Genomic DNA, 19,525 nt, shown 5'->3' with positions numbered 1-19,525 from the left:
CATTGAGATTTGTAGCCACCTGATAGAGGTTCATAAAATATTAATTGCCCGGATGAACTACCTACTGCTTCATTTATATAATTAACTTGCTTCGGAATATTACGTTCTACTGTTTTATTGTATATAGTTGGAGATGCCTCGTAGGCAAAAGCTTGTCGCAACTTGTTAGCTTGGACAAATTCGATTGAGACGTCTGCATTATGTGCACCTATTTCAAGCAGTAAAAGCGTATTTGAAGTCTCTACTAATTTGTTAAAGAGTGATACAAGCGACTGTGAGCGTCGATGAGCTCGTGAATCTAGCGGAGGATCACTATGCTTTGTAGCAGGTGGACCCATCTCATGAAATAGAACTTTCCACCATAGCATAGACTGCTGCACTTTATTCTCCTATCGCCGTCGTGATATATGACAATAATTTATTGTTCGTGACTGCTAAGCGTATATATTTTTCAGTAGTGTGGAGAAATTTTCGACCGTATCTGTTCTATGGAATGGACATGTGCCTTCACCAAACTCTCGACGTGTCATATCTATTCCGCCCTGACGGCGCCGGCTGTGTACATCCAGTCAAGCTTGTTTCGCCATGGTCGATCCGCGAGACGGCCTGGATGGTACACGCGTAGTGGGAAGCCGTCACGTCCGAGCGCAGCGGCTTGCGCACGAAGGTGAAGACCGCATCGAGTTTGGGCCAGGATCGGACCTTGACCTTGTCGCGCCCGGCCTGGGCCCTAACCCAGCCGAAGACCTTCTCGATGCGCGTGCGGCCGCGCTGGCTGAGTGCGTCGCCGGAATGGCGGGTGGGGCGGCCATCGATGGCGGGCTTGCGCACCTTGCCGGTCTTGGAGACGGCACGGTTGATCGCGACGTGCGATGTCACGTTGCGCGTGCGCAGGTCGCCGACGCAGTCCTCGACATCCCTCGGGTCTGGCCTTCGGCTAGCCCAAGAACAGGCTCCGGCCTTGTCCGCTTCCAAGGTGATCCGGTACCGGCCCTGGCGGCGGTCGTGCCGCACGGCCATTGGAAGACCACGACCTTCGTGGCGGGACTGTGCCTGTCCGGCCTCGTGGCACCCTTCGTGTTCGATGGCGCGATCAACCGCAGCACCTTCCAGGCTTATGTCGAATAGGTTCGCCGCTAGCGCGTGGGCTGACAACGCGAGAGCTCAGTTCATGGTAACAGTGATCCTCAATATGATAATCCGGATCAAGTTCAGACACTTAGCCTTCTGAGTGCCTAACGTTAACGACACGCGGACTGGGCTGACGGCCGTTCAAACGAACGCCTTGGCGGCGGCGGCGTGCTGCCTCCGAAGCTCCGCGACATCGACGTCGACCGGCTCGCCGTCAACGACCCGCCAGCGCCCGCCGATCATGACCCGATCCGCGCGGTGGGCGCCGCACAGGACCAGGGCCGCTATGGGATCGCCCGAGCCTGAGAAGCGGAGTTCCTCCAGGCCGAACAGGGACAGATCGGCCTGCTGACCGACGGCGATCGTACCGATGTCCCGTCGACCGAGGCATTCGGCCGAGCCGCGGGTCCCCCATCTCAGGGCGTCCAAGTGGGTGATCTGCGTGGCACCGTAACGCAGCTTGCCGAGCATCGTCGCGTGCCTGACCGTCTCCATCAGGTTCGAGCTGTCGTTCGAGGCCGAGCCGTCGACGCCGAGTCCCACCGCGACACCGGCCGCTTCCAGGTCCCGCGTCGGACACGTGCCCGAGGACAGGACCATGTTCGACGTGGGGCAATGGCAGACGCTCACCCGGTGCCGGCCCAGCCGCGCGATCTCGTCATTCGTGAAATGGATGCCGTGGGCGAGCCACGTCTGTTCGCCCAGCCAGCCCGTCTGCTCGAGGTACTCGATCGGACGGCACCCGAAATGCGCTTCGCAGTAGCGGTTCTCGTCGGCGGTCTCGCCGAGATGCGTGTGAAGCCTGCAACCGTGGCGCTTGGCCAGTTCGGCGCTGTCGATCATCAGGCGCTTGGTCACGTTGAAGGGTGCGCACGGCGCCAGGGCGACGGTGGAGAACGAGCCCGGCGCCGGATCATGGTACAGGGCGATCACCCGCTCGCAGTCGGCCATGACCGTATCGTGATCCTGCATGAGCCTCGGGTCGGCGATGCCGCCGTCGTCGAAGCCCAGGTTTATCGCGCCGCGGGTCAGGGCGATCCTCATGCCGAGGGCACGGGCTTCCTGGATCTCGATATCGACGGCATCCGGCATGTCCGCCGGAAAGACGAACAGATGGTCCGTCGTCGTCGTGCAGCCGGACATCAGGAGTTCCGCGAGCGCGACGCGTACGCCCAACCTGAACGACCGACGGTCGAGCGCGTGCCCCCAGACGGGATACAGCGCCTGAAGCCAAGGAAACAGGTCCTTGTCGAGGGCCTGAGGGTGGGCGCGCGTGAGCGTCTGGAAGAAGTGATGGTGCGCGTTGACTAGGCCGGGTAGGACGACGTGACGGCCCGCATCGAAAATCTCGGCGACCTGTGTCCGCGGCCCCGCACGCCCGACCAACTCCTTGATTACGCCGCCCGACACGACGATCCCGCGCTCGGCACCTTCGGCGAGGACCGCGACAGGGTCCCGGAGCCAGACGCCGTGGTCGGCCACACTGTTCACGTCCATGCCGGCGACATCGGTTTTCATGAGCTGCGCCCGCGGCCTAGATCACGCGGTGCCTCTAAGGCGCGCGACAACCTCAAGCAGCGCGGCGCATTGATAGGCCGCCACCGATACGATGATGCTGAGGATAGCCGCGCTCCAAACCATCCCGTAGTCCAGGGTGCCGCGCGAAACGTCCATCAGGTTGCCGAGGCCGGTTCCCGTGAGCAGCCACTCGGCGATCATCACGCCCAGAAGCGCACGCGGTGCGACCAGTTTGGCGGCCGCGACGACGTAGCGAAAGGAATACGGTATCGAGATCAAGCGAAGCTTCTTCAATGAACCTCCGCCATAGACGTCGACCGTTTCCAGCGCAGCGCGAGGAACGACGGCAAATCCCTGTACCAGCAGGACGAAGGCCGGAAAGAAGACGACGATGACGGCCATGAAGACGCATGCGGAGACACTCCTTCCCAGCAAGAGGAGAACGATCGGCGTGATCGCGACGAGCGGCGTGCTCTGCAGCACCATCGCCGCCGGAAGCACGGCCCGCAGGACCCTGGGATACAGGACCGACGAAGCCGCGAGCAGGAACGCCGTGCCGAGGCCTGCGACCAACCCCAGCAGCGCCAGCGGGACCGTCTGCCCGAGGGCCTGGAGCAGGACCGTTCGCGCCTGCGACGCACCGTCTTCCCACGACAGGTAAGCAACGACGTCCAACGGTCTTGGCGCAACGATGGGACTGATGTCGGCCAAGCGCAGGACGGCCCACCACAGGAGGAACGGGAGCAAGATCGATGCGCCGGTCAGGGCGAACCTGGCGATCGTCCGTCTGGGAGTTTGACCGTGCATATCGTCGGGCATGCGGCCGGCCGCCAACGTCACCGGTATGGTCGCCCCGACCAGGGCGGACCCGAGAATCGAGAACAGCCCGTATCCGGCCAGCGCCAGCCCCGCCGCTGCGATGCTGATGCCCCATAGGCGATCGGCGTTCGACTGGCCGAGCGAGCCCAGCAGGAAGGTGCCCAGGCCCCATCGTTCGCCCGAGCCGAATTCTCCCAGGATCGCCCCGAGGACCGACAGGGACGCGGCGACGCGCAACCCCGCCATCGCGCTCGGGACCGCGCTGCGTATCCTGACGAACCGCATCAAGGCGAGGTCGCCGCCGCCGTAGGCTCTGACGAGATCCGCGTGGCGCGGATCGATGTCCCGCAGCCCGACGAGCATCGCCGCCATGGCCGGGAAATAGATCATCGTCGCCGACAGGACGATCTGCGGCCACTGGCCGTCGAGCAGCAGGACCAGGAGCGGACCGATCGCGATGGCGGGCACGGCGAACAGCGCTATGTTGACCCCTCTGAAGACCAGTTCCACGGTCGGGGCGATGCAGAAGACCAGTGCGGCGACGGCCGCGATCGCCGCGCCCATGACGAAGCCGTAGGCCGACGTCGCCGCGGTCGCGGCAATGTGGCTGCCGTAGATGTCGCTATTGGCGACATAGTCCGAAAGGACGCCCGACAGGGGCGGGACGACCCTCACCCCGTCCACGGGAAGTCGACCGACGGCCTCCCAGCATGACATCAGGCACAGGACAACCAGGATCGTCCTGATCGCGCCGGGGATGCGCCTCGTCGAGAGCGGGCCGCCTGCCGTTCCGAAGGTCCGCATGTCCATCACAGCTCGGCGAGCAGGCTCGTGTCGAACATGTCCTTCGTCCCGTTGATGCCGACGCTCCTGAGCGATGCCAGGTTGGCCTCTATGGCCGCGGCATCGAGGGTGTAGAGGCCGCGGGGGTTGTCCATCAACGACGGCTGCGAGGCGTTGAAGAAGTTCTCCGCTCCCAAAGTGGATCCGGATCCCTTGAACCACGTGTCGTGGTACAACGGGGGATACTTCGCGGGGTCGGCAAAGTTCTCGGCCCATCCTCGCCGGCTCGCTCTCAGAAAGCGCAGCAGTTCCGGACGCTTCGTTGCGAGCGTATCCCGGGTGACGGTCACGAGATCGATGAAGAGCGGCAGGCCGTGATCGTCGAAGAGCAGGTAGTTGGCCGACTTGCCGGAGGTCTGCTTGATGAGGAATGGAACCTGCGTGACGAAGTCGACCATCGCATCCACTTCCCCGTTTATGAGGGGCGCGGGATTGAAGGCATAGGGTACGGTCTTCAAATTCTCGATCTTGTGAAGCTTGACGAAGGTCTTGAACAACTCGGACGTCAGCGTCGGAACGGCAACGGTCTTGCCGGCAAGATCGGCCGGCTTCTGGATCATGCTCGATTCCATCGCGATGAGACCGAGAGGGCTTTTCTGATACTGCGTTCCGATGACCGTCAACGGTGCGCCCTTCTGCACGATGGCCGCGGCGGTCGTGAGCATGGCCGTCAGGGCGACGTCGGACTTCCTGGCGAGAAGCGAGCCTTCCGGAATGACGTTCGGTCCGCCCGGCAGGTACGTCACCTTGAGGCCGGCTTCCTCGTAGTAACCCTTGTCGATGGCCAGCATGTAGCCGAGGAATTCGGGATCGTTGAACCAGTTCGCCTGGAAGGTCATCGGCGTGAGAGCTGCCGCCGCGAGGGGATAGCCGGCGGATGCTGCGATCGCGGCGCCGCATCCGCCGATCAGGCCGGCACCGAACTGCCGCCGCGTTATGGTGCTGCGCATTCCTAGGGTCCCTATGTTGAGACGGTGCAGGCCGGACACGCCACTGCGCGGTCCGCACGACCACCGTGCGCCAGCTTCAGACGGAATCAGTTTGATGAGAAGCTCTCGCCTTGCACGGGTCACCCGCGCACGCACCAGAAGGCGCGGCGTCGGGCTCGTAGGAAGGCCTGCACCAAGGCCCGGCTCTCCGCCGGTCGATCGTGAGGAGCTCGTCTTCTCTTTCTCGAGTTAAGACAGGCCGGATCGTATCCGATGACCGCATTTGGGCAAGCCTTGATATTGGACTTATCGATGCTCTGCCGAAACCTGGTTCCCCCTAAGGTGGCACGCCCGACGGGGAATTTTTGCCTGCAATTTACTCAACATGCCAAGATTATGCGCGAAAGCGCCGATGCAACGTCCGGGGTCCAGGCGCCGGCCCCGCTACGGCGCGATCCTTGCTTCCGACCGGGCGCGCCTCGATCGTCCGGAAAGCCGGGTCGGCCGCTACCCGACAGATCCGACGAATCCTGCTTGCGCGGACGTCCCGCGGCTTGCTTTAGCGGAGTCGCGACATGCGTGCGAACATGAGGGTGGTCTCACCCGCCTGGCAACACGAGGAGCCCGTCGGAAGCGGCCTCTTGATCGAGGGCGTGAGCAAGAAGTTCCACAAGCGGAAGAGGCAGGCAGGGGATTTCCTCCAAGCCCTCGACAGCGTGTCTCTCGATTGCCCCCGGGGATCATTGACCGCGCTCATCGGCCCGTCCGGATGTGGCAAGTCGACCTTACTGCGGCTCGTTGCCGGTCTCGAAATCCCGGATGAGGGCGCCATCGCCGTCAATGGGGAATCGGTCACGGACGTAAGGGCGCGGGGCGAGCTCGGCATCGCGTTCCAAGATCCGGCGTTGCTTCCCTGGCGGACCGTCAGCGAGAACATCGCCCTTCCCCTGGAGGTCCTGGGGCGCCCGGTCGCGAAAGCCGGTGACCAGATCAACGCACTCATAAACCTGGTCGGTCTTGCCGGTTTCGAGAACTCGCTTCCCGGCGAACTGTCCGGCGGCATGCGGCAGCGCGTCGCCATCGCGCGTTCGATCGTGACGAACCCCTCCGTTCTGCTCCTCGACGAACCCTTCGGAGCCCTGGATCAGATCCTGAGACGGACGATGAATCTCGAGCTCCAGCGCATCTGGCTCGGCGGCAAGACGACCACGCTCCTGGTCACGCACGGTGTCGACGAGGCCGTCTTTCTCGCCGACCGGGTGGTCGTGATGAAGTCCAGACCCGGGCGGATCTCGGCGCAACTGGACATACCCTTTCCACGACCGCGAACGGTGAGCCTATTCGCGTCCCCTGAATTTCACCGCATCTGTGACGAGGTTGCCTCGTTGCTTCACGACTAGAGCGCTCTCCGCCGAAATGGACGCCGGTTCGGCGTAAGAGAGTGCGTTGAAACAAAGACTTAGAGCCGTGTCCGATTGCAGTGCGATCGGGCACGGCTCTAAGCGTCGCAGGAACAGGACGGGAGCATGTGGGAGCATCGATGATGGAGGATCTGAAGTACCTTGCCGAGGCTTTCGACCAAGCGAAGATGGCCTCCCGGATCGGTCACGTGCCTCAGGCCGCCGCCTCCACAAGCAAGGTCGACTTGCTCTCGGTGATCGCCTGAAATTCGTCGAGGAACTCGGGCCGGTTCTGGACGAGGTACCGTACGATGCGCCCGTTTCTCAGAAGCTTGGAGAGGTAGCCGCGGACGACCGTCAGCTCCAAAGTGTCCCGACCATAGGTCTCCTGGATGGACGTGACCGATTCCTGGAGCTTGGCGAGTTCCCGTTCCATCCGGGCCAGCGCCTCCGGCGTGACGCCCTTGACCTTCTTCCGGACGCCACCGTCCACGAGGCCCGATTGCGGCGTCATGGCCAGGATCGCCGAGGCGTAGTTCACCGTGTAGTTGTTCGCTCCGACAAGGAGCTCGGCGGCCTCGATCTGTCGGAGCGGCTTCATCTTCTGAAGGATCTCGAACACGGCCATGGGGCACTGCTTGTCCTTCAACAGGGACACGGCCTCATCGCAAATGCCGTCCAGCATGCGAACCTTGCGTTGGACGCTCTCGGGCCGGATGCAGAGGGCTGCCGCGATCTTGTCGGCTTGCACGCCGCGCTCCATGGCACGCACGATCATCGCCCTTTCCTGCACGGCCGACAGGCGGTTGTTGCCGACGTACTTCTCGTTGGTCAGCACCTCATGGACTGTGCCACGCGTCCAGCGATGCCCGAGATCGGTCCTGACGCCCTCGAGATTGAGGGCCGCTGCGATCTCGGCTTCGCCGCGGCCGTCCTCGACGAACATGCGGTACATCCTCCGGACCGTGTCGACTTCCCCGTCGGGACCGGGCACCAGGATCACCCGGTCGGTCTGGAGGCTCTTGCGCTGGCCGAGGCTGAGTTCGCCCTTCGGGATGCCGCCTTCGTCCACCAGCAGCCGACGCAGTCCGAAGCCGGCCATCCCGCCCTGGCGGAATCCCTTCTCGACCAGTCGGCATTGGCCGGCGAACACCTTTACCGAGAGCTCACGGCTGTGCTCCCGCGCCATGACACGCTTGACCGCCTTGAGCAGGACCGAACTCGTCGTCCCGTCGTTGTCGAACTGCTCGGCGCAGTAGTGGACCTGGATGCCGGCGCGCGAACACAGGAACTCGTAGTGGGCGCCCTCGTCCGCGTCCTGGAACCGGCCCCAGCGGCTGATGTCGTAGGCGAGGATGGCCTGGAAGTCAGCCGATCCCGAAGCAACGTCCGCCATCAGGCGCGTCAGGCCCTCGCGGCCGCCGAGGGTGAGGCCGCTGCGCCCCGCATCCTCGTAGACCCTCACGACCTCGAAGCCGCGTAGGTCGGCGTACCTCCAGATCTCGGCGAGCTGGTTCTCGATGGAGAATTGCTGGGGATCGGTCGACATCCGGACGTAGGCTACCGCCCGTGTCTGTCCGCGCGCCTCTTTCTCGTTCGCCGATTCCTCTGGGTCCATTCCGCTACGCCCGCAGGGGTTCAGGTCCGCACCCTGCATCGGGTCCTGTCCCTTCCGCGCAACAAGAGCGTGTGGAGGCTGGAATGTCGTTTTCGAAGAAGGGCAACTCGTTTCATGGCGGCTGCAACGGGCGCGTCCCGCCCGATCACGCCGACACGTTTGCCGGAATGGTCTCGGCGGTGCTGCGGCGCTCGGTGGGCGGCCGGCCCTCGGCTGTGAAGCTCGTCGCGCGATGGACCGGCGCCGGCGAGCGCACGGTCAAGAACTGGTTCGCCGGTTCATGCGCGCCGAAGGGCGACCATTTCCGGGAGCTGGTCCGGCACTGCCCCGAGATGCTGGACGCTTTCCTGGTTTCCGTGGACCGCCAGGACCATCTCGCCCTCGCCAAGGTCGTGCAGGCCGAGGCGGTTCTCCTGGAAGCCTTGGCGGCTATCGCCAAGCTGAAGCGCTAGAGCTGCGGCCGATCGCGTTGCAATTGGCCGCAGCTCTAAAGCATTGTTTTGACGCGCCTCCTTTCGCCGAACCGGCCTCCCCTTCGTCGGCAAGCGCTCTGAGTCCTGCACCGTGTTGCCTACACCGAGCCTCGACGGTTTCGGGAGACATGCACGGGTTGGACGCAACTCGATCAAGGATTGAGGAAAGGACCTACGCAGCCCCGTTTGGCGCAGGCATCAAAAGCGGAAATCCGCCGCCAATCCTTGCGGGTACAAATGGGGGTCATATCGATTTCTGCGCGTCGGCAAAGCCTCGAGCATAAACGACTGTTTTCGGTGGAAGGCAGATGGCGGAGACCGACCTACCTCTGAATTAAGCTATTGTCAGACAATTAAGAATTTTTCGGAGATTTATCAAACCCCATGTTTTACCTCATCATTTATGCGATAGTTGGTCCTCCATAAGGCAGATTTTCGATACTAGAGCATCTTCCATGATCTCCGGATTATGGAAGATGCTCTAACTCCTTATGTGGTCGCATTGTCTTCACGCGAGCCGGCATCCAGCTCGCTGGAAAATACCCTAAATCATGAGAGCGCGGGCTGCTTGAAGTTCGGCTGGGGTATGGCGTAGGCAGTAGTTGCCGCCTACGTTTCGCAATAGGAATCCAACGGATTCCAGTCGCCCTACATGGCCTCACGCCAGTTCAGCAACCTTCTTCCGGCCGCGAGCTTTGGGGGCCTCCACAGTCGTCTCTGCGGTTTTGCGCGGCCGACCACGGGGCTTCGGTGTGTCATCGATTGTCTCGGCGACCTCGACAGCATTCGGGATTGCCTTCCGGCGCTGCTGCCCGAGGCCGAGGCTGCGCGCCAGCTCGGAGCGCTGTGCCGAGTAGCTGGCGGCCGTCGACGGGTAGTCCGATGGCAAGCCGTAGCGCGCGCGGTACGCTTCCAGCGTTAGGCCGTGGGTCGTCAGGTGACGCTTTAGGGTCTTGTAAGGCTTGCCGTCGAGGAAGCTGATCAGCGCGTCCGGTGTGATCGACTTGCGCATCTGGGCGGGCGTGAGCTTCTCCGGACCGGACGCTTCGGCCGTCGCTGGGCTACCGAGGCCAACCAGGGCGGCATGCACTCTTGAGAGAAGCGCTGGCAGCTCTGAGACAGGAACCGAGTGGTTCGAAATGTATGCTGAGACGATGTCGGCCGTAATTTCGATATGATTGATTGGTTGAGTTTCGGTTTGTCCGTCCACGGCATTAACCCCTTCTAAGAAGGTTCGATCTTTTACCAGATTTGTAAGACCGTCAAGCAATTCATTGAAAAGGTACACGCCGAAATTCGGGACGGCTTAAATGGGTGTGCTCTGAAACGTCTAACGAAAAATTCTGCTTCATTCAAAACATGGCCGTGTCAGAAACCTGAGTTGGTTTGAGAGTGCGGCATCACACCAGATCCGACCGTTTGGGATGTCGAGTGATGCACGGTTCTAACTAACAATCGACTCATGTGCCAGTAAGCACAGCCTCAGTACCCATTTCGACTGATGATTTGTCGGCGCATCGCCCTTGATGCGCCGAGGAGGTCATCTATAATGTCTAGTCATACAATAATCCCTGCATGGCTGATGCGGCGATCATATTCGCCTCGATTGAAGCAGCAGATAGCGAGTCGTCTGAAGCAAAAAAGACTGCCACTCGGCAGCAAAGAGATCGTACTTCCAAACGATCGTTTGGAATTCGGCAACAACGTACTTCGATTTCCTCAACATCGAACGTTGCAGAAAGCGGTTGCCTGACATCATTTTGTTGCGAACGAACACCTCGTAGACGCAACCATGCTCACCGAACCGGCGACGCAAGCGCTTAAGGCTGTAGCCGCCGCGGCGGCAAAGCCTGCACTCGACGATGAAGCAACGACCGCGTAGGTCGCACAGCCGCTCTACTACCGAGCCGTCGCATCAGCTTCGCCGCGGACGTAGCCGTGGGAGATCAGAGCCTGTTTGACCATTTCATGCTGTTCCGCGTTGACCTCCTGAGGAGGATCGGGCGATGTGGACTGAGGCAGATCGAGAGACCTACAGGGCTGACGGTCGGCGCTATCCAAGCGATCTGACGGCTGTGGAGTGGGCGACGATCGAGCCCCTCCTGTCGGGTTACGATCCTCTGACGGCAGATCTGCGTGAGATGGTGGATGCCTGTCTGTACCTGGACAAGACCGGCTGTCCCTGGCGCTACCTGCCCAAGGACTTCGGAGCGTGGGAGACCGTGCGGACCTGGCACGACCGCTTCCGGTCTGACGGGATCTGGTCGGAGATCGGCAGCCTGCTGACACGGGCGGTGCGCCGTGAGCAGGGCCGCCAGCCCGAGCTATCGACGGCGATCCTGGATTCGCAAAGCGTCACGTCCGGCCCGCAAGCCGGCTTGCGCGGCTACGACGGCAACAAGAAGATCAAAGGCATCAAGCGCCATGTCCTGTACCAGCATTCTGTACCAGGGAGGCGGATCGGCAGAGACGTCCGGAAAAACGGTGAGCCGCGATATATACTTACGGCTTAAATGGCGGAGACGGAGGGATTCGAACCCTCGATACCCCTTTCGGGGCATGCTCATTTAGCAAACGAGTGCCTTCAGCCGCTCGGCCACGTCTCCAGCGTTGTTGGCTCTAGAAGCTCGTGTCGGGGTGGTCAAGCCGCTCAGGCGTGCTGAGCGTGCGACGCCAGATCGTCGAACGGGTGGCGGTCGCCAAGCTCCCCCGATCTACGGCACACGGCGTTTCGCGGCGGCAGGCGGCCTGATGCCATAGGGTGTGGATCGCGTGCAGATGATCCGTCGCACCGCCGACTACGTAGACCGTGTCCTGAAGGGATTGATCCGCGCCCGATGTCGCGGTTTTCCCGCAGTGTACGTGGGAAGGTCACGGCGAGGCGGTGGTGGTGAACCGGAAGGTTCTCGACGCGCCTCATCGCCATCATGAGCGAGATCAGCCGGAAGCCGACGGCGGCGATCTTCAACACTTGGACGAGCCGCAATCGACCCGACCGGCTGGTTTTGAATTGGGTTGATTGGGAGGATCAGCCACTTCCCAGAGGCATTTCGAGGGTGCACACGACACCGGCAGACTCGTAGTGCATGCGCACCTCGCCGCTCAGTTCGTTGGCGAGCCCCCGTTCGATCAGTCGAGAGCCAAAGCCCTTTCGGAGCGGGGGTGTCACGGTCGGGCCGCCGCGCTCCTCCCATCGCAGACCAAGCCGGAGGTCGGCGTCGGGTCCCGGGCCATCGGTAGAGGACAGCGCCCACGATACGGCCACGCTACCGGTCGCGTTCGAGAGCGCACCGTACTTGATCGCGTTCGTGGCCAGTTCATGCAGCATCATCGACAGGGCGAGGGCGACGCGGGGCGTGACCCTGACGGGATTGCCCTGCCACGTGCACCGTTGCCCATCACCTGCGTGAACGCGCAGGGCGTCGGCGACGATCTGGGCGAGGTCCGCGCCTTCCCAACACTCGGCGGTCAGCACGTCATGCGCCTTTGCCAACGCAATCAGGCGGGCGATGATGGCCTCACGCGCCTCGGATAAGGAAGCGGCGGTACGAAGCGTCTGGGTAACGAACGCCTGGACCGTCGCCAGCGTGTTCTTCACCCGATGGTTCAGTTCGTTGATGAGAAGCTCCCGGTGCTCGCTGGCACGCCGGGCATCGGTGCGGTCCCTCAGGATCTTGAGGAAGCCAGCAAGGGCGCCCTCGTCGTCCCGCATGGGCATCATCAGCCCGTTGGCCCAGAACCGCGCGCCGTCCTTGCGCAGGTGCCAGCGGTTGTCGTCGGCTCTGCCCTCGCTGACGGCGACCCTCATCTCCTCCTCGGGGATGGCATGGCGGTCGTCCTCAGGCGTGAAGATGACGTTCGCGGGGTGTCCGACGACCTCCTCGTCGCTCCATCCGAGCAGGTTCTGCGCGCCCGTATTCCAGCCGGTGATGCGGCCGGCAAGATCGATGGTGAAGATCGCATAGTCCGTGGCGCTTTCCACCGCGAGGCGGTAGCGCGCTTCGCTCGTCGCCAACGTGGCATGGCGTGCCTTCAGATCGGCAAAGGCCTGCTCCAGGTCGTCGGCACGTGCCTGATGCAGAGCCGATGTGGCGCGCGCTTCCGCGAGCTCCCGCTCGTGGTCGATGAGGGCCGAGGATGTGCTGCTGGCTGCACGGCGGACGGCTTCATCCAAGGCCAGTCTCAGTCGGGCGACCTCAGCTTCGAGTGAGGCTTCCCTGTCATTGTCGGAGGAGATCTCGTCGTGGCGCGGCGTCAATTCGGTCTCCTGGAAGCAAGACTTTCAGGACGTACCGGCCTGGAGCGCCAGCTTGAACTCTGAAGGTAGGCGGGTAGGTCCTGCTGCTGGTGGGCTGGTGTCACGCGGCGCTGGCGTCTGATGTGCCGGCAGACATTCGCCGCGTCACGCCGCTTGCTCGCTCACCACCAAGCACGGTTCTCACGCCGTGGAAGCGGCGGGGTGGCCCCCCAAGGCGCTGCAGGAATAGGCTCGTCATGTTGCGATGGGAACCGAGAGATGGGGGATTGCGGCATCAAGGCTTTGCAAAACAGGGGCCAGAGGGGCAGATGACGGCACTCGATTAATTTCCAATTTTTAGCTTATCACACTGATATAAAACATGTATTTCTTAGGAAATGCGAAATAAATGCCTCGCAATATATTCCTTCAACATTTGAAATTTAAATTTGTTTCCAGCGAAGCGCCGCATTTTAAGCATGAAAATATCTTCTATCACCGGTCCGAAATCATGATACGATTGTCGCAAATCAAAGGTTGGCCGCACGCCTGAACCGGTCCAACCTCATTCATCGTATCGCCTAGGACGCCGTCGGCTGCGCCGATCTCCAGCGCCTACTCGGAGCGCGCCATGTCCTCGCCAGCCATTCCTCATCCCGGTGCCGTCGATGGCTTGGCGCTGGCGCTGGTCGCTTCCTCGAACGCTCCGCTCCTTCTTCTCGAGGCCGACCTGAGCATCACGGCTGCCAGTGCCTGCTTCTGCCACACCTTTCAGATCGACCCGTCGAGCGTGCCCGGCGCCCAGTTTTCCGTGCTGGGCAGCGGCGAGTGGGACGTGCCCCAGCTTCGGTCCCTGCTCAGAGCGACAGCGTCCGGAGCCGCAAACATTGATGCCTATGAGATGGACCTTCGCCGCCCTGGACGCGAGAACCGGCGCCTGGTCCTGAACGCGCGAAAGCTCGACTACGGCCAGCCAGACCACGTGCGGCTTCTCCTCACCGTCGCCGATATCACGGACGCCCGGATTGCCGAGAAGCTGAAGGACGACCTGCTGCGGGAGAAGGCCATTCTCCTCCAGGAGCTTCAGCATCGGGTCGCCAACAGCCTCCAGATCATCGCCAGCGTGCTGATGATGAGTGCCACGCGTGCCACCTCCGACGAGACACGAGGCCATCTTCACGAGGCCCACCATCGCGTCATGTCGATTGCGGCCGTCCAGAAGCACCTTGCCCCGCAGCGGCTCGGCGACGTGGCGCTGAGGAGCTACTTCGAGGGACTCTGCGACAGCATCGGGGCCTCGATGATCCGAGACCACAACCTAGTGTCGCTGAAGGCTGCCGCCGACGACAGTGCGGTCGGTGCGGACATCTCGGTGAGCCTCGGCCTGATCGTGACCGAACTCGTCATCAACGCGCTCAAGCACGCCTTCCCGGGCCAGAGCAAGGGCACCATCAAGGTGGATTACCGGTCCCATGGTTCCGAGTGGACCTTGATGGTGAGCGACGACGGGATCGGGATGCCAACCGAACCGATCAGTGGCCGACCCGGCCTCGGAACGAGCATCGTCGAGGCCCTGGCCAATCAGTTGAACGCCAAGGTTCGCGTAGCGGACGGCGAGCCCGGGACGATGGTCTCCATCAGTCACCCCTGACCTGACCTGCCGTCCCCCAGGCAACGAACATCGGGAACTTCGAGCCAAGCATCAGGCTCACGGCCTCGCGCTATGGTGTGTTCGACCGACTGCTGGTGAGAGCACCCGCGGAGGATGGTGGCACGATGTCCTGCACGACCCCGGCCTGTTCATCGCGCCACGAGGCACGACCCTGAACGTGTACTGGCGGGGGCAGGCGCTGTTCAATGTCAGTTGGGCTCGTCGCGATACACCCCGATCCAGTGGTCGTAGAAAGGGGCAGCGAGTTCGTGCGCCTCGCGCTCGCTCAGGCGGCGCGGTCCCACCCGCAACGCTGCCCAACGCTGCTCCAGCTCCAGGAGAGCGATGGCGTGCAGGCGCTTCGCCTCAACAGGATCTTTGGTGCCGAGGCTGACCTTCTCGCGCTTGCCGACGAGCGCGCGCAGGTCGAGCGGCACGCCCCGGCGCAGGTAGTAGGAGGCGGTCTTGGGATGCTTCCAGGGACGCGTCGTCATCAACGCCATTGTACCACCCGCTTGTACCAATCGGGCGGTCTAAGTCGCTGATTTTGCTATTCGTCGTGGCCGCTCAACACGTTAAGAGAGCGATGGTGCCCAGGGACGGAGTCGAACCGCCGACACTGCGATTTTCAGTCGCATGCTCTACCAACTGAGCTACCTGGGCTCCCGCCTCGCCGCTCTGCGGCTCCGGCTGGAGGGGGGGTATAGTCAGTGCCCTTCGGCCTGTCCAGCCTGATCCGGGCGACCCAATCGAATGTTCCGGCAGCCTAGCGACGATCGGGGTTTGGCGGCAATTCCGGCTCGCCGTCATCGTCGTCCGACGTCGGAATCACGTAGCGGTCGCTGAGCCAGCGGCCGAGATCGATGTCCGAGCAGCGCTCGGAGCAGAACGGCCTCAGGCGCGGATCGGCCGGGCGGCCGCAGATCGGGCAGGGTACGGCCTGCGCCGAGGTTTTGGTCACGTCATCGCTCCCCAGCCGCTCCGCACCGGAAAGCCCTCGCCGTCGAGGAGGTTCATCGTCTCGTAGAGCGGCAGGCCGACGACGGCGCTGTAGGAGCCGACGAGCTTGACCACGAAGGCGCCGGCGAGCCCCTGAATCGCGTAGGCCCCGGCCTTGCCCCGCCACTCGCCCGAGGCGAGGTAGCGCGTCATCTCCCGCGGAGACAGGCGCTTGAAGCGGACACGGCTCTCGACGATCCGCTCGCGGCGCACGCCCTTCGGCGACAGCAGGCAGATGGCGGTGAACACGCGGTGCTGGCGTCCAGATAACAGGCGCAGGCAATCGGCGGCCTCGTCCGGCACCTCGGCCTTCGGCAGGACGCGGCGGCCGACCGCCACCACGGTGTCGGCCGCGAGCACCCAGGTGGCCGCCCCGTCCTCGCGCGGGGGCAGGGCGGCCTGCGCGGCGGCGAGCTTCGCCCGGGCGAGGCGGCGGGCCAGTTCGCGCGGCGCTTCCGACTTGAGCGGCGTCTCGTCGACATCAGCCGGAAGTAGGGCGTCCGGCTCGATGCCGATCTGCTGGAGCAGGGCGAGGCGGCGCGGCGAGGCCGAGGCGAGGATGAGCCGCATGACCGGCTTGGCCGATACGGCCGCATCCGCGGCGGCCACGGACCGGGTAGCCTGATCTGGTTGGGCGTCCATGGATCTCCAATGACGTGCGCCGACGCGCGGATGCCTCACGAGCCGTAGGTGATAGTCGAATGCCGCCGCGTTGGGAACGGAGCCGCCCGCGCGTGCCGGTCCAGGACCGTAGCCCGTGGACAACGCCCCGCGCTCTGCTATGGTCCAGCTCACACCGCCTCGGCGGCGCCCGGCGCGGGCGTAGTTCAGTGGTAGAACGTCAGCTTCCCAAGCTGAATGTCGTCGGTTCGATCCCGATCGCCCGCTCCAACTAACCTGCTGAAGCGTCAGCCCGTTTAACGCTCTACCGCTGACCTCGCGTTCCCCGTCGTTCCCCACGCCGGTTCAGGGCTTGTTCCCTGTGGTCCGGTGGGCCGCCCGCAACTCGGCGAAACGCCAGATTTGCCGATTGCCCCGCGCGAGTGGTGCAGCGTCGTCGAGCCCTGCGTGTGCGCCGCAGCCGTTGCGGCGACGGCGGTCGCCTAGGGCGTCCCGGCCGAACTGGTTGTCGCGGCTGGCCAGTCGTTCCAACCAGCGCGGCACGAAGCCGGTGAGGGCTGCGACCTCGGACAAGGGTTTGCCCTGAGCCAGAAGCCAAATCGCCTGATCGTGCCGCGCCGCGCACCCGTCGCTGCGCGTGCGCGCCCGCCGGCCCTGATCCTCTGACGCTCGGATGATCGGCGATGGGCGCCATGTCCGCCTCCGCGATCCAGGGCCACACCACGAAACCCGCCCACACACCATGGGAATCCCACCCGACTCAATCAGCCGGAAACCGTATCAAAGGTAGAAAATTACGGGGAATGATGCGCGGGGTCGCGTGGGCGTAGTCGCGGTATGCGTCGCCGAAGGTGTCAAGCATGATCTGCTCTTCGACCGGAACTCTAAAGATATACAGACTGCCGAAGCCGACGAGGCCTGACAGTCCTGCGAACCAATTTGGAAGAAGCAGTCCCTGCGCAAGGGCCCACAGCCAAAACGCAGCGTACATGGGATGACGGACGTAGTGGTAGATACCATCGGTTTGGAGCTTATGGTTGATCCGAAGTTCAAGGCTGACCGACCATTGCCGCCCGAGCCAGCGATGGCTCTCGCGGAACAGGTACAGCGACAAGAGTGCCACGGCGATGCCGGCGATCACGGAAGCGATGTGGGTAGGCCGGTCGCCGATACCGCCGAAGCCGAAGGTTATGTACCCCAGCGGCACGAAGCCGAGCCCGGCACCGGATATCGCCATCAGCACGCGCTCGCGCAGGTCCCGGCGCGATGCTACGACCGGAGTGCGACGGGAGCGCACGAGGTGCGGCAGTCGGATCACGTACCAACCGACCATCAGCCCCAGGAAAGCGACGTGTCCGAGCATTCACATCCTTGATCAGCCTGGATTTAGGCCAGGTCGGGACCGGTGCCGCAGAGCGCGCCGTTGTCCCCGATCCGCGGCACTGCCCCATCCCGCGCCGTCGCTAGGTCGGCGAAGGCGAATGGCCCGCAAGCGAACATGAAGTAGTCGTAGGCGCACCGCCGCGTTCCGGCGTGGACGAACTGGTTGTGCGTGCGGAAGAAGTTGAACCTCAACCTCCGGTAGGCCGCTGGATCGAGCATCCGGCTGAACGGCGCTGTCCGGACGATTGGCGGATGCGGTGCCGGAACGCCCATGGCCGCGACCGGCTCGATGCCGGGGAAGTTCATAATGTCGAGCACCGACTGATAATCTGCCCAGACCGGGTCGGGCGCGGCTGCCACAGCCCGCGTCGCCGCACGGGTATCGTGGGCGGCCCCGTGCAGGCCGATCTTCAGCAGCGACGACCCTAAGGTCAGGACCGCGACGCGAGACATCGGCACGCGTACCGCTATAAGCTTGGCGGCCAAGTGCAGCACCAGGACGGCACCGAGGCTGTGACCGATCAGCAGGACCTCGTCGGCCGTGGCTCCGGCGACGCGGGCTGCGATCTCGTCGCAAGCTCGGTCCAGGCGGTGGTCAATCTCGGGCTCAAGGCGCCGGACCAGGATGCTGGCGAAGGCCCAGTCCTCCAGAAGTGCGAGCAAGTAGAACTTACGGCTGGAAAGGATGAACAGAGCGACGAAGGCGAGCCCGCCGGCGATGCCGCCCGCGAGTGCCTCCGCGACCCGGGAGATCGTCCAGCCGATGAAGCCGCCCACGAGGGCCGCCAGCGCCGTGATGACGAGCGGGTAGAGCGTGAACACGGCGTAAGGCCAGCGCAGGCGCAGGTACCGGGACAGCGCGCGGTCGAGCACGAAGTCAAGGAGGCCGAGGTAGCCCTGCACGAGGCGCGTACCAAGCGGTTGGCTATGCTTCTGCGCGATCAGGTCGTCGAGGCGCACGATTCGGTAGTCGGTCCAGGTTTCCCAGCCGGGTCCGCCGACGCGGACGGACCAGCCAACCGCGTCGGCTTCGATCCAAGCTGGTCCAAGTTCCGTCCGCAGGTACCAAGTCGTCCCGAACGTCGCCAAGTCGCGGCCGAAGCGGCTATGGAAGCGTTCGGGGGAAGTCGGCTGGTAGCCGTAGATCTGGAATACCAAGCGATTGCGTATCGTGCCACAGCCTGCGTCGCCCATGGCCACCACAGCTTCAGGGTGTCGCCGCGAGGGAGGGTGCTCCAGTGCGATCGTTGCCCTCGTTCATGGCTTGCATTGTTTCGATGAAGTCTTTCGGATAGATGAATACAGAACTCGGCGCGCGCAGGCCCATGTAACGGCCTATATCGGCCGCAAAGGCACCGCAATTGTAGAACAGTGCGTGCCAAGACGGAGAGTTCATCTTCAAGCTCTCGATGTAGGCCAAGACGCGCTTGTACTCCTCGGGACCCATGGTCACCCGGTAGCGCGCCGAGACGTATCGGTCGTCGAGGTCGCCGTCGCTCGGTCCGGTCTCCGAATGCACCGGCAGGACGTGGCCGACCATCCACGGCGTCGGATCTTCGCCGGCCGGGTGCAGGCCCGCGACCGTCCGCGTGGCAAAGTTGCCTTTGGCGTCGAGCGGACCGTACATGACGAAGGTGTGGCCGTAGCTCAGCGCATGGCGCGCGCGGAACTCGATAGCGTAGGCTTGGCCGGCACGCCGTTGGGCGGCGCGCACAGCCTTGTTCTGAGAAGCGCCGGAGACGACGGCGGCGGCTGGCTGAAGCGGCGCGACCGCTATCAGGATCGCGACGGCTCCGAAACCCAGGCGCCGCGCGGTGGCCGTCCCGCTACTCTCGCGGCTCTCGCTCATCGCTCTCACCCAAATACAAAGGCTTGAGAAGGCACGACTTCGGACCCGAAGCCG

General features: G+C 63.3%; 16 protein-coding genes, 3 tRNA genes and 3 pseudogenes. 6 read left to right on the top strand and 16 right to left on the bottom strand.

Translation table 11 applies throughout. The features are described 5' to 3' along the window. On the bottom strand, positions 1-380 hold a 380-nt coding region (locus tag ACFE8Y_RS06020; RefSeq protein ID WP_375463480.1), incomplete at its 3' end, for a hypothetical protein. Between the two features lie 283 nt (positions 381-663). Next, positions 664-1,005: pseudogene (locus tag ACFE8Y_RS06015) on the bottom strand (hypothetical protein); the annotation flags it as partial. On the opposite strand from ACFE8Y_RS06015, the pseudogene ACFE8Y_RS06010 reads away from it, so the two are divergent. Next, a pseudogene (locus tag ACFE8Y_RS06010) lies at positions 1,000-1,125 on the top strand (IS630 family transposase); the annotation flags it as partial. The pseudogenes ACFE8Y_RS06015 and ACFE8Y_RS06010 overlap by 6 nt on opposite strands. A gap of 147 nt (positions 1,126-1,272) precedes the next feature. Here ACFE8Y_RS06010 and ACFE8Y_RS06005 read toward each other — a convergent pair. From ACFE8Y_RS06005 to ACFE8Y_RS05995, 3 genes are read right to left on the bottom strand one after another with little or no spacing between them, the layout of a single operon-like run. Further along, positions 1,273-2,628: an 8-oxoguanine deaminase gene (locus ACFE8Y_RS06005; RefSeq protein ID WP_375463490.1), complete on the bottom strand. Its 1,356-nt coding sequence runs from the start codon at positions 2,626-2,628 to the stop codon at positions 1,273-1,275. A 42-nt stretch (positions 2,629-2,670) separates the two neighbouring features. Next, positions 2,671-4,278, bottom strand: coding sequence for an ABC transporter permease (locus tag ACFE8Y_RS06000; protein WP_375463479.1), 1,608 nt, complete (start codon positions 4,276-4,278; stop codon positions 2,671-2,673). Beyond that, a complete protein-coding gene (locus ACFE8Y_RS05995) occupies positions 4,278-5,261 on the bottom strand; it encodes an ABC transporter substrate-binding protein (protein WP_375463478.1) in 984 nt (327 codons plus the stop codon). The genes ACFE8Y_RS06000 and ACFE8Y_RS05995 overlap by 1 nt, the downstream gene beginning before the upstream one ends. A gap of 632 nt (positions 5,262-5,893) precedes the next feature. On the opposite strand from ACFE8Y_RS05995, the gene ACFE8Y_RS05990 reads away from it, so the two are divergent. Continuing rightward, complete coding sequence (locus ACFE8Y_RS05990) at positions 5,894-6,640, top strand: ABC transporter ATP-binding protein (protein ID WP_375463477.1); 747 nt, start codon at positions 5,894-5,896, stop codon at positions 6,638-6,640. 214 nt (positions 6,641-6,854) lie between these two features. Here the strand turns inward: ACFE8Y_RS05990 and ACFE8Y_RS05985 are convergent, their stop codons facing one another. Then, positions 6,855-8,297: a plasmid partitioning protein RepB C-terminal domain-containing protein gene (locus ACFE8Y_RS05985; protein WP_375463476.1), complete on the bottom strand. Its 1,443-nt coding sequence runs from the start codon at positions 8,295-8,297 to the stop codon at positions 6,855-6,857. A 44-nt stretch (positions 8,298-8,341) separates the two neighbouring features. On the opposite strand from ACFE8Y_RS05985, the gene ACFE8Y_RS05980 reads away from it, so the two are divergent. Then, complete coding sequence (locus tag ACFE8Y_RS05980) at positions 8,342-8,710, top strand: hypothetical protein (RefSeq protein WP_375463475.1); 369 nt, start codon at positions 8,342-8,344, stop codon at positions 8,708-8,710. Positions 8,711-9,389: 679 nt separating this feature from the next. Here ACFE8Y_RS05980 and ACFE8Y_RS05975 read toward each other — a convergent pair. Beyond that, entirely contained in the window at positions 9,390-9,941 is a 552-nt protein-coding gene (locus tag ACFE8Y_RS05975; protein ID WP_375463489.1) for a MucR family transcriptional regulator, read from the bottom strand. A gap of 796 nt (positions 9,942-10,737) precedes the next feature. Here ACFE8Y_RS05975 and ACFE8Y_RS05970 point away from each other — a divergent pair. Beyond that, a pseudogene (locus ACFE8Y_RS05970) lies at positions 10,738-11,163 on the top strand (transposase); the annotation flags it as partial. A gap of 82 nt (positions 11,164-11,245) precedes the next feature. Here the strand turns inward: ACFE8Y_RS05970 and ACFE8Y_RS05965 are convergent. Next, positions 11,246-11,337, bottom strand: a tRNA-Ser gene (locus ACFE8Y_RS05965). Between the two features lie 422 nt (positions 11,338-11,759). Continuing rightward, positions 11,760-12,989: a sensor histidine kinase gene (locus tag ACFE8Y_RS05960; RefSeq protein ID WP_375463474.1), complete on the bottom strand. Its 1,230-nt coding sequence runs from the start codon at positions 12,987-12,989 to the stop codon at positions 11,760-11,762. Positions 12,990-13,599: 610 nt separating this feature from the next. Between ACFE8Y_RS05960 and ACFE8Y_RS05955 the strand changes: the two genes are divergently transcribed. Further along, a complete protein-coding gene (locus ACFE8Y_RS05955) occupies positions 13,600-14,619 on the top strand; it encodes a sensor histidine kinase (protein WP_375463473.1) in 1,020 nt (339 codons plus the stop codon). Between the two features lie 209 nt (positions 14,620-14,828). On the opposite strand, the gene ACFE8Y_RS05950 is transcribed toward ACFE8Y_RS05955, so the two are convergent. From ACFE8Y_RS05950 to ACFE8Y_RS05935, 4 genes are all read right to left on the bottom strand, one after another. Continuing rightward, positions 14,829-15,113 carry a DUF6538 domain-containing protein gene (locus ACFE8Y_RS05950; protein WP_375463472.1) on the bottom strand — a complete coding sequence of 95 codons (285 nt, stop codon included), beginning with the start codon at positions 15,111-15,113 and terminating at the stop codon, positions 14,829-14,831. A 93-nt stretch (positions 15,114-15,206) separates the two neighbouring features. Next, a tRNA-Phe gene (locus ACFE8Y_RS05945) sits at positions 15,207-15,282 on the bottom strand. Positions 15,283-15,385: 103 nt separating this feature from the next. Further along, entirely contained in the window at positions 15,386-15,580 is a 195-nt protein-coding gene (locus ACFE8Y_RS05940; RefSeq protein ID WP_375463471.1) for a DNA gyrase inhibitor YacG, read from the bottom strand. Further along, positions 15,577-16,260 carry a Maf-like protein gene (locus ACFE8Y_RS05935; protein WP_375463470.1) on the bottom strand — a complete coding sequence of 228 codons (684 nt, stop codon included), beginning with the start codon at positions 16,258-16,260 and terminating at the stop codon, positions 15,577-15,579. Before ACFE8Y_RS05935 ends, ACFE8Y_RS05940 begins: the two co-directional genes overlap by 4 nt. A 174-nt stretch (positions 16,261-16,434) precedes the next feature. On the opposite strand from ACFE8Y_RS05935, the gene ACFE8Y_RS05930 reads away from it, so the two are divergent. Then, positions 16,435-16,509, top strand: a tRNA-Gly gene (locus ACFE8Y_RS05930). A gap of 490 nt (positions 16,510-16,999) precedes the next feature. On the opposite strand, the gene ACFE8Y_RS05925 is transcribed toward ACFE8Y_RS05930, so the two are convergent. The 3 genes from ACFE8Y_RS05925 to ACFE8Y_RS05915 are packed head-to-tail and all read right to left on the bottom strand — an operon-like array spanning position 17,000 to position 19,471. Then, entirely contained in the window at positions 17,000-17,602 is a 603-nt protein-coding gene (locus ACFE8Y_RS05925) for a protein-S-isoprenylcysteine O-methyltransferase (protein WP_375463469.1), read from the bottom strand. Between the two features lie 23 nt (positions 17,603-17,625). Continuing rightward, on the bottom strand, positions 17,626-18,822 hold the full coding sequence (locus ACFE8Y_RS05920; protein WP_375463468.1) for a hypothetical protein: 1,197 nt from the start codon (positions 18,820-18,822) through the stop codon (positions 17,626-17,628). 7 nt (positions 18,823-18,829) lie between these two features. Beyond that, positions 18,830-19,471, bottom strand: coding sequence for a hypothetical protein (locus ACFE8Y_RS05915; RefSeq protein WP_375463467.1), 642 nt, complete (start codon positions 19,469-19,471; stop codon positions 18,830-18,832). Positions 19,472-19,525: the final 54 nt, after the last annotated feature.

Source organism: uncultured Methylobacterium sp. (assembly GCF_964242245.1).
Taxonomy (GTDB): Bacteria; Pseudomonadota; Alphaproteobacteria; order Rhizobiales; family Beijerinckiaceae; genus Methylobacterium.
This window is presented reverse-complemented; position numbering and strand designations above follow the sequence as displayed.